Source organism: Paraburkholderia sp. (assembly GCF_047605525.1).
Lineage (GTDB): Bacteria > Pseudomonadota > Gammaproteobacteria > Burkholderiales > Burkholderiaceae > Paraburkholderia.
On record NZ_JASGFN010000004.1, the window covers coordinates 36,015 to 55,764 of the forward strand.

Genomic DNA, 19,750 nt, shown 5'->3' on the forward strand with positions numbered 1-19,750 from the left:
CCGCAATACGGAGAGGCATGACATGCAGTCTCATGATCTTGCACGCAAGGCCATCTGGTCCGCGATCTATCTGCTGTTCATACTCGCGCCGCTATTCGCGCTGCTGACCGGCACGCTGCCGCCCGCGCGCAATTTCGGCACCGAGTTCTCGGTGGCGCTCGGCTATTCCGGCCTCGCGATGATGGGCCTGCAATTCGGCCTCACCGCGCGCTTTCGCCACGTGACCGAGCCGTGGGGCGAGGACGTCATCTATCACTTCCACCGGCGGGTTTCACTGCTCGCGGTCGGCCTCGTCGTGATCCATCCGCTGATTCTGTTCGCGATCCGCTCCGACAAGCTCGCGATGCCGGATTCGCTGCTCGAGGTTCCGTGGGGTGCGTGGTTCGCGTTCCTGTCGATCGGCGCGGTGATCGTGCTCGTGATTACCGCGCTGTGGCGCAAGCAGTTGAAGATCCCTTACGAACTCTGGCATCTGTCGCACATCGTGCTCGCGCTGACCGCGATCTTCGGCGGCGTGCTGCATATGATCGGCTGGGGTTTCTATCTGACCGATCCGTTCAAGCGCACGCTGTGGATCTGCATGACGATCTTCTGGATCGCGCTGCTGCTCTACGTGCGCCTCTTCAAGCCGCTCTTCATGCTGCGGCGTCCGTACCGGATCACGGAAGTGCGCGCCGAGCGCGGCGACACCACGACGCTCGTGATGGACCCCGACGGCCATGCGGGTTTCCGCTTCAAGCCGGGACAGTTCGGCTGGCTCAACGTGTGGGGCAGTCCGTTCCGGATCACCGGACACCCGTTCTCGTTCTCGTCGAGCGCCGAGGCCGCGAATGGCCGCGTCGAAATGACGATCCGCAATCTCGGAGATTTCACGAGCCAGGTGAAAGCGATCCCGGCCGGACAGCGCGTTTATCTCGACGGACCGTACGGCGCTTTCACGATCGGCCATCCGACCGATATGCACGTGCTGATCGCGGGCGGCATCGGCATTACGCCGATGATGAGCATGATCCGCACGCTCGCCGACCGCGGCGACAAGCGTCCGCTCGTACTGATGTACGGTGGCAAGAGCTGGGACTCGCTGACCTTTCGCGAGGAACTCGAAACACTGAAGACCCGGCTCGATCTGCGGATCGTCTATGTGCTGAGTAACCCGCCCGATGGCTGGAGCGGAGAAACCGGGCGCATCGACGCCGCGATGTTCCGGCGTCACCTGCCGCCCGAGTATGCGGATCACGAATACTTCATCTGCGGACCGGACCCGATGATGGACGCGATCGAAACAGCACTCGGCGAAATGAAAGTACCGCCCGTCCGTTACCATTCCGAACGCTACAGCTTCGTCTAGGAGAATTGCGATGCGTCGACTATTGGCTAATCGCCTTGTCGTTCTGACGGGCGTCATCGTGGTGGCGCTGTCGCTGCTGTTCGCGTGGCTGCGAGTCAATTCACTGCACTAGGGTCCGTGCCGTAAGGAGCACGCACCGGGTGCGCTGTAATACACTGGCTCCGAACATCGGCGCGGCCATTGATGGCAAGCGTTTCCTTACGCTCGAAGGTTGAATCGACATGCTTTATTCCGGAATTGGTCTTCACGTCCTCGTTGCGATTTTCTTTGCCGTGCATGCGGTACGCCATAACCAGGGCATCTACTGGCTCTTCATTCTGTTTGCTTTCCCACTGCTCGGCAGCATCGTGTACTTCTTCGCGATCTTTCTGCCGGGCCTGCGGCAATCGCGCGGCGCGCGCGTCGCCACGCAGGCGATTACCCAATTCGTCGATCCGAATCGCGCGTTGCGCGAAGCACGCGCCGATTTCGATCGCGCGCCGACCGTGCAGCATCGTATGCGTCTCGGCGATGCATTGCTCGCGGCCGGCAATCCACGTGAAGCGCTCGAGCATTTCCAGGCCGCGGCGAATGGTCCGTTCGCCAACGATCCCGCCTTGCTGCTCGGCCTCGCGCGCTCCCAGTTCGCACTAGGCGACTACCCGTCCGCCGATACGACGCTGGCGAATCTGTTCACCGTCAATCCGCAGGCGCGCAACCAGGGCGAGCCGGCACTGCTGTATGCGCGCACGCTCGCCGCGCTCGGCGCGCCCGGCACACGCGCGGCCTTCGAACAGTCGCTCACCTGCGCGAGCGACGTCGCGCCGCGCTGCCTGTTCGCGGATTGGCTCGCCGCGCAGCCGGACGACGCGGACCGCCGGCACGCGGAGAACCTGTACACGGAAATCGTGCAGGACGCCAGACACTGGCCGCGCCACGCGCGCGAGCACAACCGCGAGTGGTTGCAGCGAGCGCAGGCCGCACTGGCGAGCGGTGTGACGCGGCGATAAACGACGTAAGGAGAAGTTCGATGGCATGCGTGACGAAGTTCTTTCGTTCGCTCCGTTCGACCGCCTCGTCAACGGCGTTCATCGCGATCGTCGTGAACTGCGGCAGTACTTTCGCCAACGCCGCGGTGGCGGTGGAACATTTCGCGTGGCCCTCGTCGTTCGTGGTGCTGGGCAACGGCTATCCGCACGCGGGCGATGCGTGCCGGCGGCTCGGCGAGTCGGCCGCCACCGCGAACTATCTCGACCATATGGCGATGCTGGTCGGCTGTCCGGGACCGGGCAATAGCGCCGCCGCGCGCGCGATCCTCGATCATCGACGCGCGCGCGTGGTGGGTGAAGCGGATGGCGTGACGCTGATTTCGATTTCGACGGAAAGCGGCCCACCTCCCGGCTATCACGGCAATCACGCACCGATCAAGCCGACGTCTTTCAGCACGACCGGCACGCTGCCCTGCGAACGCGGCAACGGACAGACCAAGACGATGTGCCGGTTCGGCATCGTGCGTCACGGCGATCGATCGGCGACGGTCGTCATCTCGTGGCCCGATGGCCGCACACGGGCGATCTTCTTTGGCGCCAATGACCGGGTGATCGGCACCGGCGCGAAAGCGGACGATCGCCCGATGCCGGGCAATACACTGACCCAGAAGAGCGCCGGCGCCAATCTGATTTCCATTGGCGACGAGCGGTATGAAGTTGTGGATACCGTTCTTTCTGGTGGTTGAATCGTTCGACGTACTCGCCCGGCCAGAACCATCGGCGAATTGAAACGCGGCCCGTAGTCGGCGCTCGTTCGCAGCTACTTCCGCCCTCCTGGAAGATCCCACGCCGTTCGCCGCTTCGCGTCTCCCATCTCCACCCGGCTCGAACCGGAACGTGCCGACACCGCGCTCACCGCTGCCGGCAATGATTTCAGCATTCACTGCAATTCATAAAATTCAAATATTAGTAATGAAATTGAAAAGTAGCACATCGATGTGTGCCGCTTGCATGCTTGCTCTCATTCGATATCGTCACTCCTTCAGACTCGCCTACGGGATTACCCCAGCGAGCTAAATCGATATTATTGATTAATATTATTACCTCGCAAACGTTTTACTTCACACGTTTGGGAAGCACCTGTTCGACCCACGACGATTCTTTATCCCGAAGCACATAACCCAGGTGTTCCAGCCCGGTCACGGGCTTTACAGGAGGAGGTCATGATGTCGAGAAGAATGGGATTGATTGCTGTCTGGTTAGCGATGAGCGCCGGACTTGCCGCATGCAACGGCGACAACAGCGGGCCATCCGCTTCGCCAGTGGCGGATGTGGCCAGCTCGAATTCGGCGCAGGCCGATGCCGCGTCCCAGGCGAATTCCAGTGCGCCGGTGGAAGACGTCGCGACGGCGACCGCCCTTCCCTGCGACGCCGCCGCGACGGCCAACACGCCCTGTTCCGCGGCGCACAGCGTGACCCGCCTGCTGACGAAGAGCTACAAGGGCCCGCTGTTCCAGATCCAACGCGCATCCGATAACGCGACGCTGAACGTCTATCCGTACACCGCGGGCACGCTGCCGAACAATGCCGACCGCACGTTGATCGGCTCGGCCAACGTCAGAAGCGTGGACTCGTTCTGCAACAACACGACCTGCTCCGTCACGGACATCTACGACCAGATCGATCTGGTTGCGCCGCTGAAAGGCGGCGCATTCGGCAATGTGCCCGCGACGCTCACGCTCAATCAGGACGGCACCGAATCGCTGAGCGTGCCGAACGGCAACAACAAGACCACGACCGTGCCGGTGCTCAACGGCTTTGCGACGATCACGCTGCCCGGCACTGCCGGCGCGTTGACCGTGCAACTGCTGCAACCGCCGACCGCACTGACCGCGCAGGCACCGACGCTGCAATTGACGATCGGCAACGATCTGCCCGCGCTGCCGGGCACGCCGGCCAAGCTCGGCTTCATGTCGCTGCACGGCGTGCAGATTCCGGCACTCGGCACGTTGGCGGGACAGGCGTATCGCAACCGGTTCGGCACGGTGAACCAGTCGATCGGCGACAGCGAAATCGCCGAATACATGGTGGCCGGCGCGCACTATAGCCAGTCGTCCACCTGCTGCGGCACCTATGGAAACATGGAAAGCAGCGCGAACCCCAGCACCTATACGCATGGAGAAATAGAAGGCGAAATGTTCGCGCTCGCGTTCTCGAACGGCAACGCAGCGGTATTCGGCTATTGCGACGGCGACTCGAACCAGCCGTCGAATGTCAAAGATCCCGTGTGCAATGCACTCGATATCAACTGGCCGGGCGTCGATGCGGAAGCCGGCGTTTATCTGTATGGTCCGCAACAGCCGCCGAGAGAAAAGTTCGTCACGGTACTGTCGAAGTACTCGCCCGTCACCGCGTCGAATATCTTCGCGGTAAAGGGCGGCTCCGCTTCGCAAAGCATACTCACTTCGCTGTATGACCAGGCACCGCCGGAAGCGCTGAACTTCGGCAACGACGCGGGTCATGCATTCAATGGTCAATGGCAAGGTGGTCTATCGCTCGGCGAAGGTGGCGACGGCAGCGGCGCGCCGATCCAGTTCTTCGAAGGCGCGATCATCACCAAGGCGACTTCCGATGCAACCGACAACGCGATCCAGACCAGCATCGCGAGCTTCTACGGCCCGCCCGCCGATAAAGCCACGTCAGCCTGCTATGCGAACAATCTGATCAACTCGCCGCTGAGCCTCGCGACGCCGGATGCATGGGCGCAGTCGAGTGGCGGCACGGCCGTGCCCGCCACCGATATTTCCGGTGTAAATCGGGGTGCCGCGACGGTCACGAGCACGAATGGCTCGGCGGTATCGAACATTCACGAAGTGATCCGCGTTCAGGGCGGACAGTCGTACACGTTCACCGACTACGTGCTCGCCACCAGCAACGCGACGGTTTTCCCCGGCGGCTCGATCCAGACCGACGACCCGAGCGGCACCGAATTCGGCTGGGTGCTCAACACCAATACCGGTGCGATCGTACGCGGTACGTGGGGCGCGGGTCAGGCAACCTCGCTCACCGCGGTGAAAGCGGGCAACTGGTGGAAGGTGACGATGACGTTGACCGCGCCGGCGGGATCGAACAATGCATCGGTCTTTATCGATCTGCCTACGTCGAGCGCCGCGGGCGTTCGCTCGCAGCAGGCCGCGTATCTGAGCGCCACGCATTACTGCCCGAGCCTCGCGATTCCGAGTGGGCCGAAAACGTAAAGCGTGGAGCGTGACATGTTGCCGCTGACCAGGGATTTTCAGCAGGCAACATCTGCCAGAAAGCTCCGCGTGTAATGAGCTGCCCCCCAAAGGTTGGACATCCGTCCAACCTTTGGGGGGTTTCTTCATGGCTCGAGCCCAGTGCAGTACCGGCTGCGGGAAGGTAGCTCATTCATGCAACAAAGCGTTTCGGACTCGATCCCGTCAGCCGCCGGAACATCGCGATGAATGCCGACGACGAGGCATAACCCAGATCGAATGCGACCGATTCGACGCTGCGGCCGTCCCTGAGCATCGGCAACGCCGCAACGAAGCGCAGACGCTGCCGCCATTCGGTCAGCGACATGCCAAGTTCGGCCTGGCAACGGCGGATCAGCGTGCGTTCGGTCAGATTCACCACGGCGGCAAGCTCGGCGATGGTGCGGTTATCGCCAGGATCGTCGCGAAGCAGTTGCAGGATCGCGTTGAGTTCCGCGTCGTCGCTGTGCGGCACGAAGCTGCCCGTCGTCCTGCACATTGAAAGCTGATCGACCAGCACGCGCAGCAGCCGCGCGCGGGCAGGCTGGTGCCTGGACGCGTCGGGCAGGTCACGCAAATGTTCGAGAATCGAACGAACCAGCGGTGTCACCATCACCACGCATGAATCCTCGGGCATGCCGTGACACAGGTCACGGCGAATATAGACGGAGCAATGCACGGCTTCGTGATGATTGAAACCCGTGTGTTCTACCTCCGGGGCGATCCACAGGCCGAGGTGCGGAGGCGCAATGAAGTGCGCATTGCCGGCCTTGACCTCCGTGACACCGCTGTACGAATAGACGAACTCGCCCCACGTGTGACGCAGCACCGGATACGTCGCGTGGGCCGGCATGTGCTCGGTGCGAAAGAACACCGGCGCCGGCAGCAGGTCGGTAAAGGGCGGCAGCCGAACGTGTGCCGTTGGAGCCGGTATGCCGCGTTTCATAGGCTGACGTCCTCGCTGGATCGATTGTCAGTTTTGAACTATATCGCGCTAAATGATTCGGTCAATACTGTGAGCCGTTTCGTTCGGGGATACGACAGATGAGGAAGGCGGTCGACGGTCGGGCAGCACTCGTCATGGTCGCGCTGTGCATGACGTGGAGTCTGCAGCAGGTGGCGGTCAAGGCATCGGCAGCCGACGCGGCGCCCGTGTTTCAGCTCGCGTTGCGCTCCGGCGTCGCCGCCGCGATGGTGTTCTTCCATGCGCGATTCGTCGCGCGCGACCGCTGGCTGAAGGGCAGGATGCTGGCGCCGGCCATTGCGGTCGGCTCGCTCTTTGCACTCGAATTCCTGCTGGTGGCGCAAGGTCTGAACTGGACCAGCGCCTCGCACATGGTGGTGTTTCTCTATACGGCGCCGCTTTTTGCAGCGCTCGGCCTGCACGTGCGATTGCCCGACGAACGCCTGAGCCGGCTGCAATGGAGCGGGATGAGCCTCGCGTTCGTCGGCATCGCGCTGGCCTTCCTCGTACCCGCGTTGCTCGAACCGGATCACGGGCGGCTCGCATCGTGGATGCTGGGCGATCTGCTCGGCCTGTGCGGCGGCGCGGCGTGGGGCATGACGACCGTCGCGGTACGAACGAGCCGCATGAGCGAAGCACCTGCTACGCAGACGCTGTTCTATCAGTTGGCAGGCGCGTTCGTGATCCTGCTGCCTGCCGCCATGCTGCTCGGCCAGACGCGCTTTCATGCGTCGCTGCTTCTCTGGTCGAGCCTCGTTTTCCAGACCGTATTCGTCTGTTTCGCCAGTTTCCTGATCTGGTTCGCGATGTTGCGCCGATATCTCGCCGCGCGCCTCGGCGTGCTGTCGTTCATGACGCCGCTGTTCGGCGTGGTGTGGGGCGTGGTGCTGCTGAACGAGCGACCGACCGCCGCATTCGTGCTGGGCGCGGTGCTGGTCTGCGTGGGTCTGATCGTCGTGAACGGCGACACATGGATCGAAACCTGGCTGCCGCCCTCGTGGCGTCGTAGCGAACACCCCTCAACCGGAACGGCTCATCCATGAATGTCCTGATTGTCTACGCTCACCCGGAACCGCGCTCGTTCAACGGTGCGCTCAAGAACGTGGCGGTACATACGCTGGCGTCAGCGGGTCACGACGTGAAGCTGAGCAATCTGTACGCCATGCAGTGGTCGCCGGTACTCGGCGAAAGCGACTTCGCAGGCGAACGCATCGATACAGACTATCTCGACCTCGCTCGCGAACAGGAGCATGCCTTTGCAGAAGGCTCGCTATGCGAAGCCATCCGTGCCGAACAGGCAAAAGTGGCATGGGCCGACGTGCTGATTTTCCAGTTTCCGTTCTGGTGGTTCTCGATGCCTGCCATCCTCAAGGGATGGGTCGATCGCGTATTCAGCCGCGGCTTCGCATATTCGGCCGGACGAAAGTACGAATTGGGGCACTTCAAGGGCAAGCGTGCGATGCTGTCCATCACGACCGGCACCGCGAGCACGCTGTACGAGCCGAACGGTATCGACGGCGACATGCTGCATGTGCTCTGGCCTATTCACAACGGCATTCTCGCGTATACCGGCTTCACAGTACTGCCGCCGTTCGTTGCATGGATGCCTGCCAAAGTGCCTGCTACGATACGAGCGACCTATCTCGACGAATACGCGCGACGCTTGCAGAACCTCGACCGCGCCGAGCCGTTATTCTTTCATCCATGGTGCGACTATGACGACACGCAGCGGCTCAAACCCGGCGTAGAAGCGCGCTCCGGCGTGCAATGGAATCCCCGTGCAGGGCAGACGTTCGAGACAGCCGCCAAGAGTTGGCTATCATCGCCCGGTGATAACGGTACGCAGCAGGACGCATGACGATCGGTCACGAGCCGTTAGCCGGCTCGGGAACATTTTTTCTCTGGAGGCTTGCATGAAGGGTTACTGGATCATCTTTGGCGGTGAAGTCACCGATCAGGACGCGCAGAAGCAATACAGCGCGTTGTGGAAGCCGATCGCCGAAAAGTATCAGGCCAAGGTGAAGGCGCTGGACACGGCGAGCGCGCTGAAGGAGTCGCAGGGTTCGAGCCGCGTAGTAGTGGTCGAGTTTCCGTCGCTGGAAGCGGCCAAAGCCTGCTACGAAGACAGTGCGTATCAGGAAGCGAAGTCATTCGCGGTGCGCGCGTCGAAGCGCGAACTGGTTATCGTCGAAGGCGATATGACCTGACAGACATCGGCGACCCGCGGCGGATGATTGTCGCCAATCCGCCAGCGGATCTGCCCAAAAATCAAATCGCAAAAAAGCCCGACGCGTCAGACGACGGCGTCGGGCTTTTCCATTCATCATGCCCAATGGAATGACTACTGCTTCCCCGGTATCCCCTGCCCGCGCAGCGAACACCCCTTCGTCTCCGTAACGAAGATCAGCGCAACTGCGCCAATCACGCATGCACTCATCATGTAATACGCGGGCACCATTGCATTACCGGTATGCGCGACGAGCCATTCGTTCACCATCGGCGCCGTGCCGCCGAAAATCGACGTCGATACGTTATATGCAATGGCCATCCCCGCGTAACGCACCTGGGTCGGAAACATCGCGGGGAACATCGCCGAAATGCTGGCGAGTTGCGGCACGTACAGAAGACCGAGCACCGAAAAGCCGATGAGCGCGCCGCCAACGCCAAGCTTCATCAGATGGAACATCGGAATCGCGGCGATAAAAAGACCGGCCAGCGAAAACCACCAGACATTCTTGCGTCCGATGTGATCCGAGAACGTACCGGCGAAAGGCAGAAACACCATCATCGCGAGCATGCCGATGAGCGGCACGAGCAACGACATGTTGTCGCTCATACCGAGCTGCTTTTGCATGAAGGTCGGCATATAGGCAAGCAGCACGTAGTTGACGACATTCAACGCCACCACGAGCCCGCCGAGCAGAAGCAGCGGTTTCCAATAGCCGGCCAGCAATTCCTTCAGCGTGACGCGGCTATGCTGCTCCCTGTAAGCCGATTGTTCGAGTTCGCGAAACACCGGTGTGTCTTCGAGCCGGGAGCGCAGATAGAAACCGATCAGGCCGAGCGGCGCCGCGATCAGAAACGGCAGACGCCATCCCCATGCATGCATCGCCGTAGTGCCGAGCACGACGGAGCAACCCAGCATCAGGAACGCGCCGAGAGAAAATCCCGAGAGCGTCGCGAACTCGAGAAAGCTGCCGCAAAAACCGCGCTTTTTATCGGGTGCATATTCGGCCATGAAAGTCGCGGCGCCGCCATATTCGCCGCCCGTCGAAAAGCCCTGAATCATCCGCAGTACGACCAGCAACGTCGGCGCCCACCAGCCGATGCTCGCGTAAGTCGGCACGAGCCCGACCAGCAGCGTCGCGACCGACATCATGATGATCGTCAACGCGAGCACGGACTTGCGGCCCAGACGGTCACCGAGCGGGCCCCAGAACAGGCCGCCGAGCGGACGCACGAGAAACGAAATAGCGAACGTCGCAAGCGCGAATAACGTGGCCTGCGCCGTGCTGCCGGGAAACAGCGCCGCCGATATGTAGCTCAGACCATATGCATAGATGCCATAGTCGAACCATTCGGTCGCGTTGCCGAGCGCCGACGCGGCGATCGCGCGTCGCAGCAGGCTGCGCGCCTGAGGCTGCGCGCCCTCGCCGCTCCATGAATGTACGTAATGCATGTTTCCTCCTCGATGTCTGGCTGTGCGACACAGGCAACGTCGCTCGAATCAACGATACCGACCGCGCGCGGGTGCAACCATGTTCCAGGACAATGCGCTCGTCGGGGTTTTCCATGAAATCCGCGGCGGATCTGGTAATCCATACACGCGCCGGGACAGCACTCTCCCGTGGCCGGGAAAAACAACAGGCTTCGCGTGCGTGCGCCCATTCCATGCATGCACTCAACTCCGGATTCCTCGCGTATTCAATTACGCAATTACGCAACGATTGCTCGAGGAATTCAGCGCACCAGCAACGGCAGCGTCATCAAGCGGCCCTGTTCGGGCTTTGGCGTGCCATCATCACAAAGCCGCAGGCACATCCATGCTGTCGCGAGATTGCTGCTCACCACCGGCTTGCCGAGCGCGGCTTCGATTCGCACGATGATCGCCGCCGCGCGCACCGCGGTGCAGGAGATAAACAGCGCGTCGGATTCCGGCGCCATTGCATCGGTGGCGAATGCGACGATATCGTCGTGCGAAATCCGTGCCATTTCCCGATCGTCGGTCAGACCGATGCACGAGAAACGGTCGATATCGAAACCTTGCGCGGCAAAGTACCCGGCCATGGGTCGACTCGTCTCGGCCGTATAAGGCGTGAGCACGCTGATACGGCGCGCGCCGAGTGTATGGAGCGCGGTGACCGCGGCGGCGGTCGGCGTGACGACTTTTGCCGACGGCTTCGCCGCATGAATGGCCTGCTCGATCTGGGCATCGCCGATCATCACGGAGGCCGACATGCACGAATACATCACCACGTCGAGCGTTTCATCGGGAAGAATCAGCGCCGCCCCCGCCGTCAGCGACGGTTGCATCGCGCGCAGATTCGCGGGCGTGACCGGGTTCGCATACGGCACGCGATTCACATAAATACCGATCCGCTCATTCGCGACGAGTGCCGAAAAATCCGGCTCCGTTGTGTGATCGGTGGCAAGAATCACGAGGCCGATGCGTTTGTCGAACGCGCGGTCGATCAGACGCGGCGCGCGGTCGAATTGATGAATGGATATGATCGACATCGTTCAATGCCCCGGAGCAGGAAAGCGCCTTTCCAGCAGCCGTACACAGACGACCGCGATCAGGCTGATACCCAGGAACAGCACGCCAACGAGTGTCATCGGTTCGAGATAGCGATAGTCCGTATTCGCAATGATCTTCGCCTGATTCATCAGTTCGAGAACCGTGATGGCCGACAGCAGCGGCGTTTCCTTGAACATCGAAATCAGATAGTTGGCGAGCGCGGGCAGCATCGGCGGAACCGCTTCGGGCAGGATCACGTGCTGCCATGTTTGCGCCGGACTCAGGTTGCAGGCCTTCGCGGCTTCCCATTGCCCACGCGGAATGCTCTCGATGCCGGCGCGATAGACCTCCGCCGCATAGGTCGCGTAATGCACGCCGATCGCGAGCACGCCGGCCGCGAGCGCCGGCATGCGTATGCCGATGTCGGGCAGCACGTAGAACACGAAATAAAGCTGCACCAGTAGCGGCGTGCCGCGAATAAAACTCGCGATGGCCGCGGTGCCGCGCGACACCGCGCGATTCGGCGCGAGCCGCAGAATCGCAATGACGAGGCCGATCACGGCCGCCACCACCGCGCCGAGTAAAGTCGCGAGCACCGTGATCTTCAGGCCTTGCAGCAGGATCGGCAGAATGTCGCGCACGAAACTCCAGTCCCATTCCATACGTTTATCTCCTCATCCGGTCGAGACCGAAGCTCATCCGGTTTTCCAGCTTGCGCATGCCGAACGAGATCACGCAGGCCATCGCGAAGTACAACGCGAGAATCGTCGCAAACGGTATCAACGTATTGCCAGTCTGCGAACGGACGACCTGCGCCTGGAACGTCATGTCACCGAGCGAAATCAGCGATACGACGGCCGTGCCCTTCAGCAGCTCGATCGCGTTGTTACCGAACGTCGGCATCATCAACGGCAACGCTTGTGGCAGGATCACGTGCCGCATCCGCTGATATCCGGTCAGATTCAGCGCGATGCATGCGCTGCGCTGCTCGTGACCGATCGCGGCCACCGCGCCCCGCACCACTTCGGCGCCGTACGCGCCCACGTTCAGACCGAGCGCAAGCACGCCGGCCTGCAACGGCGTCAGCGTGAGGCCGGCCATCGGCAACACGAAGTACGCCCAGAACAGTTGCACGAATACCGAGGTGCCGCGAAAGAACTCGATATACGACGTCGCCAGCGCGCGCACCGCGAAAAAACGCGACAGGCGCCCGAGACCCGCGACAAATGCCATCACGAGCGCGAGCACCGCGCTCATCAGCGTCAGCTCGACGGTTGTCTGCGCGCCCTTCAGAATTAGCTGCAAGTAGCCGGACCAGTCGTTCATCCACTCACCTCGCGCATCACGACATATCGTTGACCATGCGCGCCGACGCATCGCGAGCGCATGGCGGCTTTGCGCCGGCTCAGTTCTTCCCCGCGCAGAGTTTTTCGCGGCTCGTCGACATTGCCGCCTTCGCCGAAAAGCCATAAGGCTCGACGATCTTCGCGAACTCGCCGGACTCCTTCATCTTCTTCAGTTCGACGTCGAACGCATCGCGCAGCGCGGTGTCCTGCTTGCGGAAAGCCACGCCGTCGCATTGCACCGGCGTGTTCTGCACCGGCGCGATCGATTCGAGGTTCGCGTCTTTCGCCTTCGAGAGCAGATCGCTGATCGACAGCAGCGGCAATGCGAACACGTCGATCCGGCCGTCCTGCAGCATCTTCAGGCCGCTCTGTCCGTCCGGCACGATGACGACGCGATCGGTCGGAATGTTCGCGGCGGTCGCAAGCTTCTGCTCGGTGGTGCCGCCTTCCACGCCGATCACCGCCTTCGGATCTTTTGCGATTTCCTCATATGTCTTGATGCTCTTCGTATTGCCTTTCTTCACCGCGAACGCTTCGACCGCGCACAGCACCGGCTGCGAATAGGCGACCGCGGCACAGCGCTGCGGCGTCATGAACAGACCGGCCGCAATCGCGTCGTGACGTCCGACCGCGAGACCCGGAATCATCGCGCCGTACTCGGACACCGACGCGACCACGTCGTTGACGCCGAGCTTCTTGAAGACCGCGCGCGCCACGTCGGGCGCGGCGCCCGTTACCTTGCCGTCGGCGCCGACCGCGGTGAACGGCGGTTCGTTCGCAATCGCGATGCGCGCAAAACCTTGCTGCCGCAATTGCGCGAGCTTGTCGTCGGCGGCATGGGCGAGGCCTGCCAGTGTCAGCAGCGACAGTCCTCCCGCAATCAACATCCCCTTTAGTTTCATGATCTCCGGCTCCTAAGGCGTAGTGGTATGGCGTGGTCGTGGTATGTGCAACGTTGGATAAACGAAGTCGCTCTGATCCGCTCAGATCCGATGCCCAGCGGCGATGATCTTGCGCAGGAACGCCTGGGTCCGCTCGTGCGTCGGATGCGTGAAGATGTCTTCGGGCTTGCCTTCCTCCACGATCCTGCCGTGGTCGAAGAACAGCACGCGGTCCGCGAAGTCGTGCGCGAAGCCCATTTCATGCGTGACGAGCAGCATCGTCATGTCGGTCTCTCTTGCGAGCCGCTGCATCACGTTCAGTACTTCCTCGACGAGTTCGGGGTCGAGCGCCGATGTCACTTCGTCGAACAGCATGATCCTCGGCGCCAGCGCGAGCGCGCGCGCAATCGCCACGCGCTGCTTCTGCCCACCCGACAGTTGCGCGGGGCGGCTCTTTGCCTTGTCGGCCATCCCCACCATCTCGAGCAGTTCCAGCGCGCGCTTCTCCGCCGACGCGCGGCTCTCGCCCTTGGTCAGCATCGGCGCGAGCGTCACGTTATCGAGCACGCTCTTGTGCGGGAACAGATTGAAGTGCTGAAACACCATGCCGATCTTCTCGCGCATCTTCTGCAGATGCCGTTCGTTCGCGGGCACCATCTGCGCGCCGCGCGGCATATGGAAGAGCTGTTCGCCGTCCACTTCGATATGGCCGCCGTCGATCGATTCGAGCGTCATCAGAATGCGCAGGATCGTGGTCTTGCCGGAGCCCGACGGCCCGATCAATGCGAGCTTCTCGCCGGGCATCACGTCGAGCGACAGTTCGTCGAGCACGGTCAGCGCACCGTACCGCTTCGTAATCCGGTCGATCCGGATCAGCGGCTTCTTCGGCGATACCTGATCGCGCCGCATCGAGGTACTGGCCGGCGCCGCCGGGCGCGCGGAAGACAGATTCGCCGGGGGAGAGTCCAAAGCACTCGGCATGTCGGTAACTCGCGCGGTTTTCATATCGATTCGATCCCGTTCGTCATGCGTGACCTGGTTGAATGGCATGCGTTGAATGGAAGGCGGCGGCGCGGCGCGCATAGCGGTGACGCAACCCAGAATACAAAGCCATATTTGCGTTCCGATTGCTCTAGAACAATTCTTTTTCCCGCGCCGCAATTGCCCGTGAAGCGGTCCGGAAGATTGAACTAGCACATTAAGAGCCGTTTTTTCGCGGCATTAGACTGCGGCGAGAAATACCCGTGAGCGCCCCATTTGCGTGCACAGGAGCGCCACTTTCCGCAACGACGTCACGCTCAGAGAGAGGGGAAGATGTCAGATACGACGCAACACGAATCGCGAATTGAGGCGCCCGTCGTGCGCCTGCCGTTCGAACGCGACGAATATGCCGCGCGTCTTCGCAAGACGCGCAAGGCGATGCAGGCCGCCGGCATCGAGCTATTGATCGTGTCGGACCCGACCAACATGGCCTGGCTCACCGGCTACGACGGCTGGTCGTTCTACGTGCATCAGTGCGTGCTGCTCGCGCTCGACGGCGAACCGGTCTGGTTCGGCCGCGCCCAGGACGCGAACGGTGCAAAGCGCACCGTCTTCATGCAGCACGATCAGATCGTCGGCTATCCGGATCACTACGTGCAATCCACCGCGCGGCATCCGATGGATTACCTCGCGCGCGAAGTGATCGAAGCACGCGGCTGGGGCGCGGCGAAGATCGGCGTGGAAATGGACAACTACTATTTCAGCGCCGCCGCTTATCGCTCGCTCGTCACGCATCTGCCGAAAGCAAAATGGCAGGATGCAACCGGCCTCGTCAACTGGCAGCGCGCCGTGAAGTCGCCGCGCGAAATCGAGTACATGCGGGTAGCCGCGCGCATCGTCGAGAAGATGCATACGCATATCGTCGAAAGAATCGAACCGGGCATGCGCAAGAATGACCTCGTCGCCGAAATCTACTCGGCAGGCATTACCGGCGTGAACGGCCATGGCGGCGACTATCCGGCGATCGTGCCGTTGCTGCCGACCGGCGCCGACGCCGCCGCGCCGCATCTAACCTGGGACGACACGCCGTTCGCGAAGGACGCCGGCACGTTCTTCGAAATCGCCGGCTGCTTCAAGCGCTATCACTGCCCGCAATCGCGCACCGTGTATCTCGGCAAGCCGCCGCAGCATTTCATCGAAGGCGAACGCGCGGTGGTCGAAGGCATTGAAGCCGGGCTCGCCGCGGCGAAACCCGGCAATACCTGCGAAGACATCGCCAATGCTTTTTTTGCGGTGCTGCACAAATACGGCATCGAAAAGAACAGCCGCTGCGGTTATCCGATCGGCGCGAGCTATCCGCCGGACTGGGGCGAGCGCACGATGAGCCTGCGCCCCGGCGACAAGACCGTCCTCGAGGCCGGCATGACGTTTCACTTCATGCCGGGCCTGTGGCTCGACGACTGGGGACTCGAAATCACCGAAAGCATTCTGATTACCGCGTCCGGCGTCGAGACGTTCTGCAGGACGCCGCGCAAACTGTTCGTCAAACCGTGATTCCGTCGGCGTCGTGCGGCCGGGAACCTGCCGCGCACGGCGCCCCTCCAGTCAAAGGGGAAACATGCTTCCGAAGACGATGAAAGCCGTCGTGCTGACCGCGCACGGCGGCCTCGACAAACTGGCCTATCGCGACGACGTACCGGTGCCGGTCTGCAACGCGGGGGAGGTGCTGATCGACGTGACCGCCTGCGGGCTCAACAATACCGACGTCTGGGTTCGCCAGGGTGCGTACGGCACCGACGACGACCCGCAGGCGGTCTCGACATGGCGCCGCGGGCGTTCGACGCTGACATTCCCGCGCATTCAGGGCGCGGATATCGTAGGACGCGTGGTCGCGGTCGGCCGCGGCGTCAGCGATGCGCGCATCGGCGAACGCGTGATCGTCGATGCGTCGATCTATAACCGCGACGACGACAGCCTCGCCGACATCGACTATATCGGCCACGGCCGCGACGGCGGTTACGCCGAATACGCGGCGGTGCCCGCGCAAAACGCCCATTGCATCGAGTCCACCTATACCGATGCCGAACTCGCGACGTTCTGGTGCGCGTACCACACCGGCGAACAGATGATCGAGCGCGCCGCCGTCAAGCGCGGCGAAGCGGTGCTGATTACCGGTGCCTCCGGCGGCGTCGGCTCGGCCATCATCCAGCTCTGCCGCGCGCGCGGCGCGATTCCATATGCGGTGGTCAGCAAGGGCAAGGAGGAAGCGGTGCTTGCGCTCGGCGCGCAAGGCGTGATGCTGCGCGACAGCGGCGATTTCGTCGCGGACGTCGAGCGGATGATGGACGGCCGGCCCGTCGACGTGGTGGCCGATCTGGTCGGCGGTCCGCTGTTCGGCAAGCTGTTGAACGTGCTGCGGCCCGAAGGGCGATACACGACCGCGGGGGCGATCGCCGGGCCGGTCGTGCAGCTCGACTTGCGCACGATGTATCTGAAGCAGTTGCAGTTGAATGGATCGTCGCAGGGAACACGCGGCGCGTTCCAACGCGTGCTCGGCTATATCCGGAGCGGCGCGATCAGGCCGGTTCTCGCCGCGACCTATCCGCTATCGAAGTTTCACGACGCGCAGACGCGGTTCATGGAAAAGCGCTTCGTGGGCAATATCGTCGTGATTCCAGATCGGCATTACGACGGCGCGGCAACTCGACAGATCTGAAGACAGGTCTGCACCAAAGAAATGCGGCGCCCGCCTCTCCTGCGGTAACTTGCAGGAGAGGCGGGCGCCGCTATTCGATCAGATGCTCGCGGATCAGTTGTCCGGATTGGCCGCCGTAAAGCTCGTAAATGCACCGTAGGTCGGATTCAACGCAGTACCGTTGATCATAATGCCGTACGTGTCGTTGCCGCTATCGAGTACGTAATACATCACGGCCTGGAGGTTATGCGTCTTCCTCGCCTGATAGAACTCGCCGAGTTGCGTCGAAACGTAATTCGCCCGATAAGTCTCCGATTGCTCCGGTCCGGTGTTCCATTCGCTGATGATGAACGGCACCCCATACCGTGCCTTGCAATAGGTCGGCAGATCGAAGCCCGGACCCGCGCCGTCCGTGCCGACGGAGAAAATATCGCCGTACACCTCGTAGTTGTGCCACGTGGTGATGTCCCAGCGCACGGTCGGGTAACCGCCGGTGCCGTCGGGCTGCATGCCGTCCCATAACGCGTCCGCCGCGCCGATGTCGGCCACGCAGAAATTGATCCCGCAGTTGGCCGAAGGCTGAACCGATTTCACGCCGTCGATCATCCCGCGCATCACGCCGCGCATCACCGGCCAGTTCGTGTTGTTGAAGTCGGACGCTTTCGTACCCGCATAGGTGAAGTCGACCACGGTGGCGTTCTGCCTCGTCAGCTCGTTGCCGCATTCGTATAGCGTCACGCCATACGGCTTGAGCGCGTTGGCCACCGCCTGGGCCACCGAGTACCCTTGGCTATAAGCCGCGGATTCGCCATTCAGCAGGTTGTTGTTGGCGTCATAGACACCCTGATTGATCAGCACCAGCAGCGTCATTCCAGCCGACTGGAAAGCCTGCGCGATCTTGATCACCGCATTCAACTGGTTCGGATCGTTGGTGCAGCCGACGCGATAGCTCGTGCAGCCCATTCCCTTCAGGATCGAAACGAGCTGGTCCGGCGTGTACGTGTAATCGAAGTGGCCGTTCATTCCATAGAACATGCCCGCGGGCGGTGCGATCGGGGGGCGCGGATCGTTGCAAGGCAGCCATTGTCCGGCCACGTCCGTGTTGACGTAATACTGGCCGCCAGTGCCGCAATGCCAGATCTTGCCGCCGTACCACAACACGAGTGACACGTTGTACGTATCGCCGACCGTCGAGCCATTCCTGTAGATGACGCCGTTCACGAGCGTCCAGATCGCACCCACCTTGTCGATGATGTAGGGCGAGTCAGGCAGCGTAGTGCCATCGGCCGAAGTGCCGCCGAGACGCGGGTCATTACAGGGTACCCAGTTCGAGCCATTCCATTGGTAAAACTGGCCACCCGTTCCCTGGTGATAAATGCTGCCGCCGTACCACAGTACGAGCGTGACGTTGTAGGTATCCTGTGCTTTCGCGCCGTTCTGGTAGACCGACCCTTGAGAAAGCGTCCACACGGCACCGTTGTTGTCCGTGATGGACGAAGCGGGAGGAATGGCCGTGCCGCTCGCGGAGGACGAGTTCGCGCGTGTCGTCGCGTTGCCGGAGGCGTTGGAAGAACCGGAGGAATTGGCGATGCCTGAAGAACCCGAAGAACCGGCGGACCCAGAAGAACCCGGAGTACTGCTGCTACCGTCTCCAGAGCCTCCTCCGCCGCATGCGGCCAGAAGATAGCTTGCACTGAGCGCCGTAAGGCCACCAATGAATTGACGTCGTTTTATCATGCCGAGTAATTTCCAATGTCGGGAAAATTCCCGATAAAAAGACTGAATGGATTTTCTGAAATTCGGACGGACCGGCAATGCAAAAGGACGTGAATAAAAACGCCACGTCCTTGCAAAACAACTGCCCTGAAGTGCTTTTGAACGCACGTTTTGAAATGTCCGATTGAACCGATGTCCGCGAACCGTTTCTCGCGGGGTCCAGATTGACAGGTGTCGGTGCGTGACGGTTCGCGCCTGCATACGCCGCGAACCTTTTTACCGATCTCGGCATAAACCACCGTTTATCGGCAAATTATTCCCGAAAACGCCGCGACCGGGGTAAATCGTACCCTGAACAATCGTTTGGTCCTAGAAAAAACAGTACTTTTGGCGCAAAAAGGTCAAATCTTGCTGATATTTTGAGATGAAGAAAAATTCGCATTATCTGAAGATGATCAGAGGGCGGGACGCGCGCGAACTTTGGGACTTCGACCCTCTATAGAACGTACCGGACAACTCGAATGACGCACCAAATGCGAGCAGCAAGACAGCGTGGGGGGCCCAATTAAGGTATTTGTATGGAAAGCAGGAACACAAAGTACTGCAAGCAGAAGAGTGCCTGTGTACGAATAGATAAATGAAATGAGTATGAAGCGGGGAGTGACGTCTGATAACTTTCGTATTGTCAGCAAAGTACTTTTAGTTAGTATCTTCTTCGCGAAGTTCTCCTGCTACTGAAACGCCTACGCGTCAATGCAAAATTGCAACTCATCGAGTACCGGCGCCGCGCTCGAGTAAGCATTCAATTGCGCCGCGCTTTACTCACGTGTCAATAAAA

At 61.3% G+C, this 19,750-nt stretch carries 17 protein-coding genes; 9 read left to right on the forward strand and 8 right to left on the reverse strand.

From position 1 onward, the window contains the following. The first annotated feature begins 22 nt into the window (after nucleotides 1-22). The 4 genes from QM685_RS06830 to QM685_RS06845 all read left to right on the forward strand — a co-directional run bounded on the left by QM685_RS06830 (nucleotide 23) and on the right by QM685_RS06845 (nucleotide 5,573). Nucleotides 23-1,348, forward strand: coding sequence for a ferric reductase-like transmembrane domain-containing protein (locus tag QM685_RS06830; protein WP_415114067.1), 1,326 nt, complete (start codon nucleotides 23-25; stop codon nucleotides 1,346-1,348). Between the two features lie 221 nt (nucleotides 1,349-1,569). Further along, the gene (locus QM685_RS06835) at nucleotides 1,570-2,337 is read left to right on the forward strand and encodes a tetratricopeptide repeat protein (RefSeq protein WP_415114069.1); all 768 of its coding nucleotides are present in this window, start codon (nucleotides 1,570-1,572) and stop codon (nucleotides 2,335-2,337) included. A 20-nt stretch (nucleotides 2,338-2,357) separates the two neighbouring features. Continuing rightward, nucleotides 2,358-3,062 carry a hypothetical protein gene (locus QM685_RS06840; protein WP_415114071.1) on the forward strand — a complete coding sequence of 235 codons (705 nt, stop codon included), beginning with the start codon at nucleotides 2,358-2,360 and terminating at the stop codon, nucleotides 3,060-3,062. Nucleotides 3,063-3,539: 477 nt separating this feature from the next. Then, entirely contained in the window at nucleotides 3,540-5,573 is a 2,034-nt protein-coding gene (locus tag QM685_RS06845) for an arabinofuranosidase catalytic domain-containing protein (RefSeq protein WP_415114073.1), read from the forward strand. Between the two features lie 172 nt (nucleotides 5,574-5,745). Here the strand turns inward: QM685_RS06845 and QM685_RS06850 are convergent, their stop codons facing one another. Beyond that, nucleotides 5,746-6,537 carry an AraC family transcriptional regulator gene (locus tag QM685_RS06850; protein WP_415114075.1) on the reverse strand — a complete coding sequence of 264 codons (792 nt, stop codon included), beginning with the start codon at nucleotides 6,535-6,537 and terminating at the stop codon, nucleotides 5,746-5,748. 98 nt (nucleotides 6,538-6,635) lie between these two features. On the opposite strand from QM685_RS06850, the gene QM685_RS06855 reads away from it, so the two are divergent. Genes QM685_RS06855 through QM685_RS06865 form a run of 3 tightly spaced genes read left to right on the forward strand, consistent with a single transcriptional unit; the run spans nucleotide 6,636 to nucleotide 8,762 of the window. Beyond that, complete coding sequence (locus tag QM685_RS06855) at nucleotides 6,636-7,598, forward strand: DMT family transporter (RefSeq protein ID WP_415114077.1); 963 nt, start codon at nucleotides 6,636-6,638, stop codon at nucleotides 7,596-7,598. Further along, on the forward strand, nucleotides 7,595-8,413 hold the full coding sequence (locus QM685_RS06860; protein ID WP_415114079.1) for an NAD(P)H-dependent oxidoreductase: 819 nt from the start codon (nucleotides 7,595-7,597) through the stop codon (nucleotides 8,411-8,413). The genes QM685_RS06855 and QM685_RS06860 overlap by 4 nt, the downstream gene beginning before the upstream one ends. 55 nt (nucleotides 8,414-8,468) lie before the next feature. Next, nucleotides 8,469-8,762: a DUF1330 domain-containing protein gene (locus tag QM685_RS06865; protein ID WP_415114081.1), complete on the forward strand. Its 294-nt coding sequence runs from the start codon at nucleotides 8,469-8,471 to the stop codon at nucleotides 8,760-8,762. A gap of 134 nt (nucleotides 8,763-8,896) precedes the next feature. Here the strand turns inward: QM685_RS06865 and QM685_RS06870 are convergent, their stop codons facing one another. From QM685_RS06870 to ehuA, 6 genes are all read right to left on the reverse strand, one after another. Beyond that, nucleotides 8,897-10,234 (reverse strand): MFS transporter, encoded by a 1,338-nt coding sequence (locus QM685_RS06870; RefSeq protein WP_415114083.1) that lies wholly within the window; start codon nucleotides 10,232-10,234, stop codon nucleotides 8,897-8,899. Nucleotides 10,235-10,515: 281 nt separating this feature from the next. Next, entirely contained in the window at nucleotides 10,516-11,292 is a 777-nt protein-coding gene (gene eutA, locus QM685_RS06875) for an ectoine utilization protein EutA (protein ID WP_415114085.1), read from the reverse strand. 3 nt (nucleotides 11,293-11,295) lie between these two features. Further along, entirely contained in the window at nucleotides 11,296-11,955 is a 660-nt protein-coding gene (ehuD, locus tag QM685_RS06880) for an ectoine/hydroxyectoine ABC transporter permease subunit EhuD (RefSeq protein WP_415114087.1), read from the reverse strand. A 4-nt stretch (nucleotides 11,956-11,959) separates the two neighbouring features. Further along, entirely contained in the window at nucleotides 11,960-12,619 is a 660-nt protein-coding gene (gene ehuC / locus QM685_RS06885) for an ectoine/hydroxyectoine ABC transporter permease subunit EhuC (protein ID WP_415114089.1), read from the reverse strand. Between the two features lie 79 nt (nucleotides 12,620-12,698). Continuing rightward, nucleotides 12,699-13,541: an ectoine/hydroxyectoine ABC transporter substrate-binding protein EhuB gene (gene ehuB / locus QM685_RS06890; protein ID WP_415114091.1), complete on the reverse strand. Its 843-nt coding sequence runs from the start codon at nucleotides 13,539-13,541 to the stop codon at nucleotides 12,699-12,701. Between the two features lie 81 nt (nucleotides 13,542-13,622). After that, complete coding sequence (gene ehuA, locus QM685_RS06895) at nucleotides 13,623-14,525, reverse strand: ectoine/hydroxyectoine ABC transporter ATP-binding protein EhuA (RefSeq protein WP_415114093.1); 903 nt, start codon at nucleotides 14,523-14,525, stop codon at nucleotides 13,623-13,625. Between the two features lie 309 nt (nucleotides 14,526-14,834). Between ehuA and doeA the strand changes: the two genes are divergently transcribed. Both doeA and QM685_RS06905 read left to right on the forward strand, forming a co-directional pair. After that, entirely contained in the window at nucleotides 14,835-16,055 is a 1,221-nt protein-coding gene (gene doeA / locus QM685_RS06900) for an ectoine hydrolase DoeA (RefSeq protein WP_415114096.1), read from the forward strand. Between the two features lie 64 nt (nucleotides 16,056-16,119). Beyond that, complete coding sequence (locus QM685_RS06905; RefSeq protein WP_415114098.1) at nucleotides 16,120-17,217, forward strand: alcohol dehydrogenase family protein; 1,098 nt, start codon at nucleotides 16,120-16,122, stop codon at nucleotides 17,215-17,217. Nucleotides 17,218-17,310: 93 nt separating this feature from the next. Here the strand turns inward: QM685_RS06905 and QM685_RS06910 are convergent, their stop codons facing one another. Then, on the reverse strand, nucleotides 17,311-18,933 hold the full coding sequence (locus QM685_RS06910) for a hypothetical protein (RefSeq protein WP_415114100.1): 1,623 nt from the start codon (nucleotides 18,931-18,933) through the stop codon (nucleotides 17,311-17,313). Nucleotides 18,934-19,750: the final 817 nt, after the last annotated feature.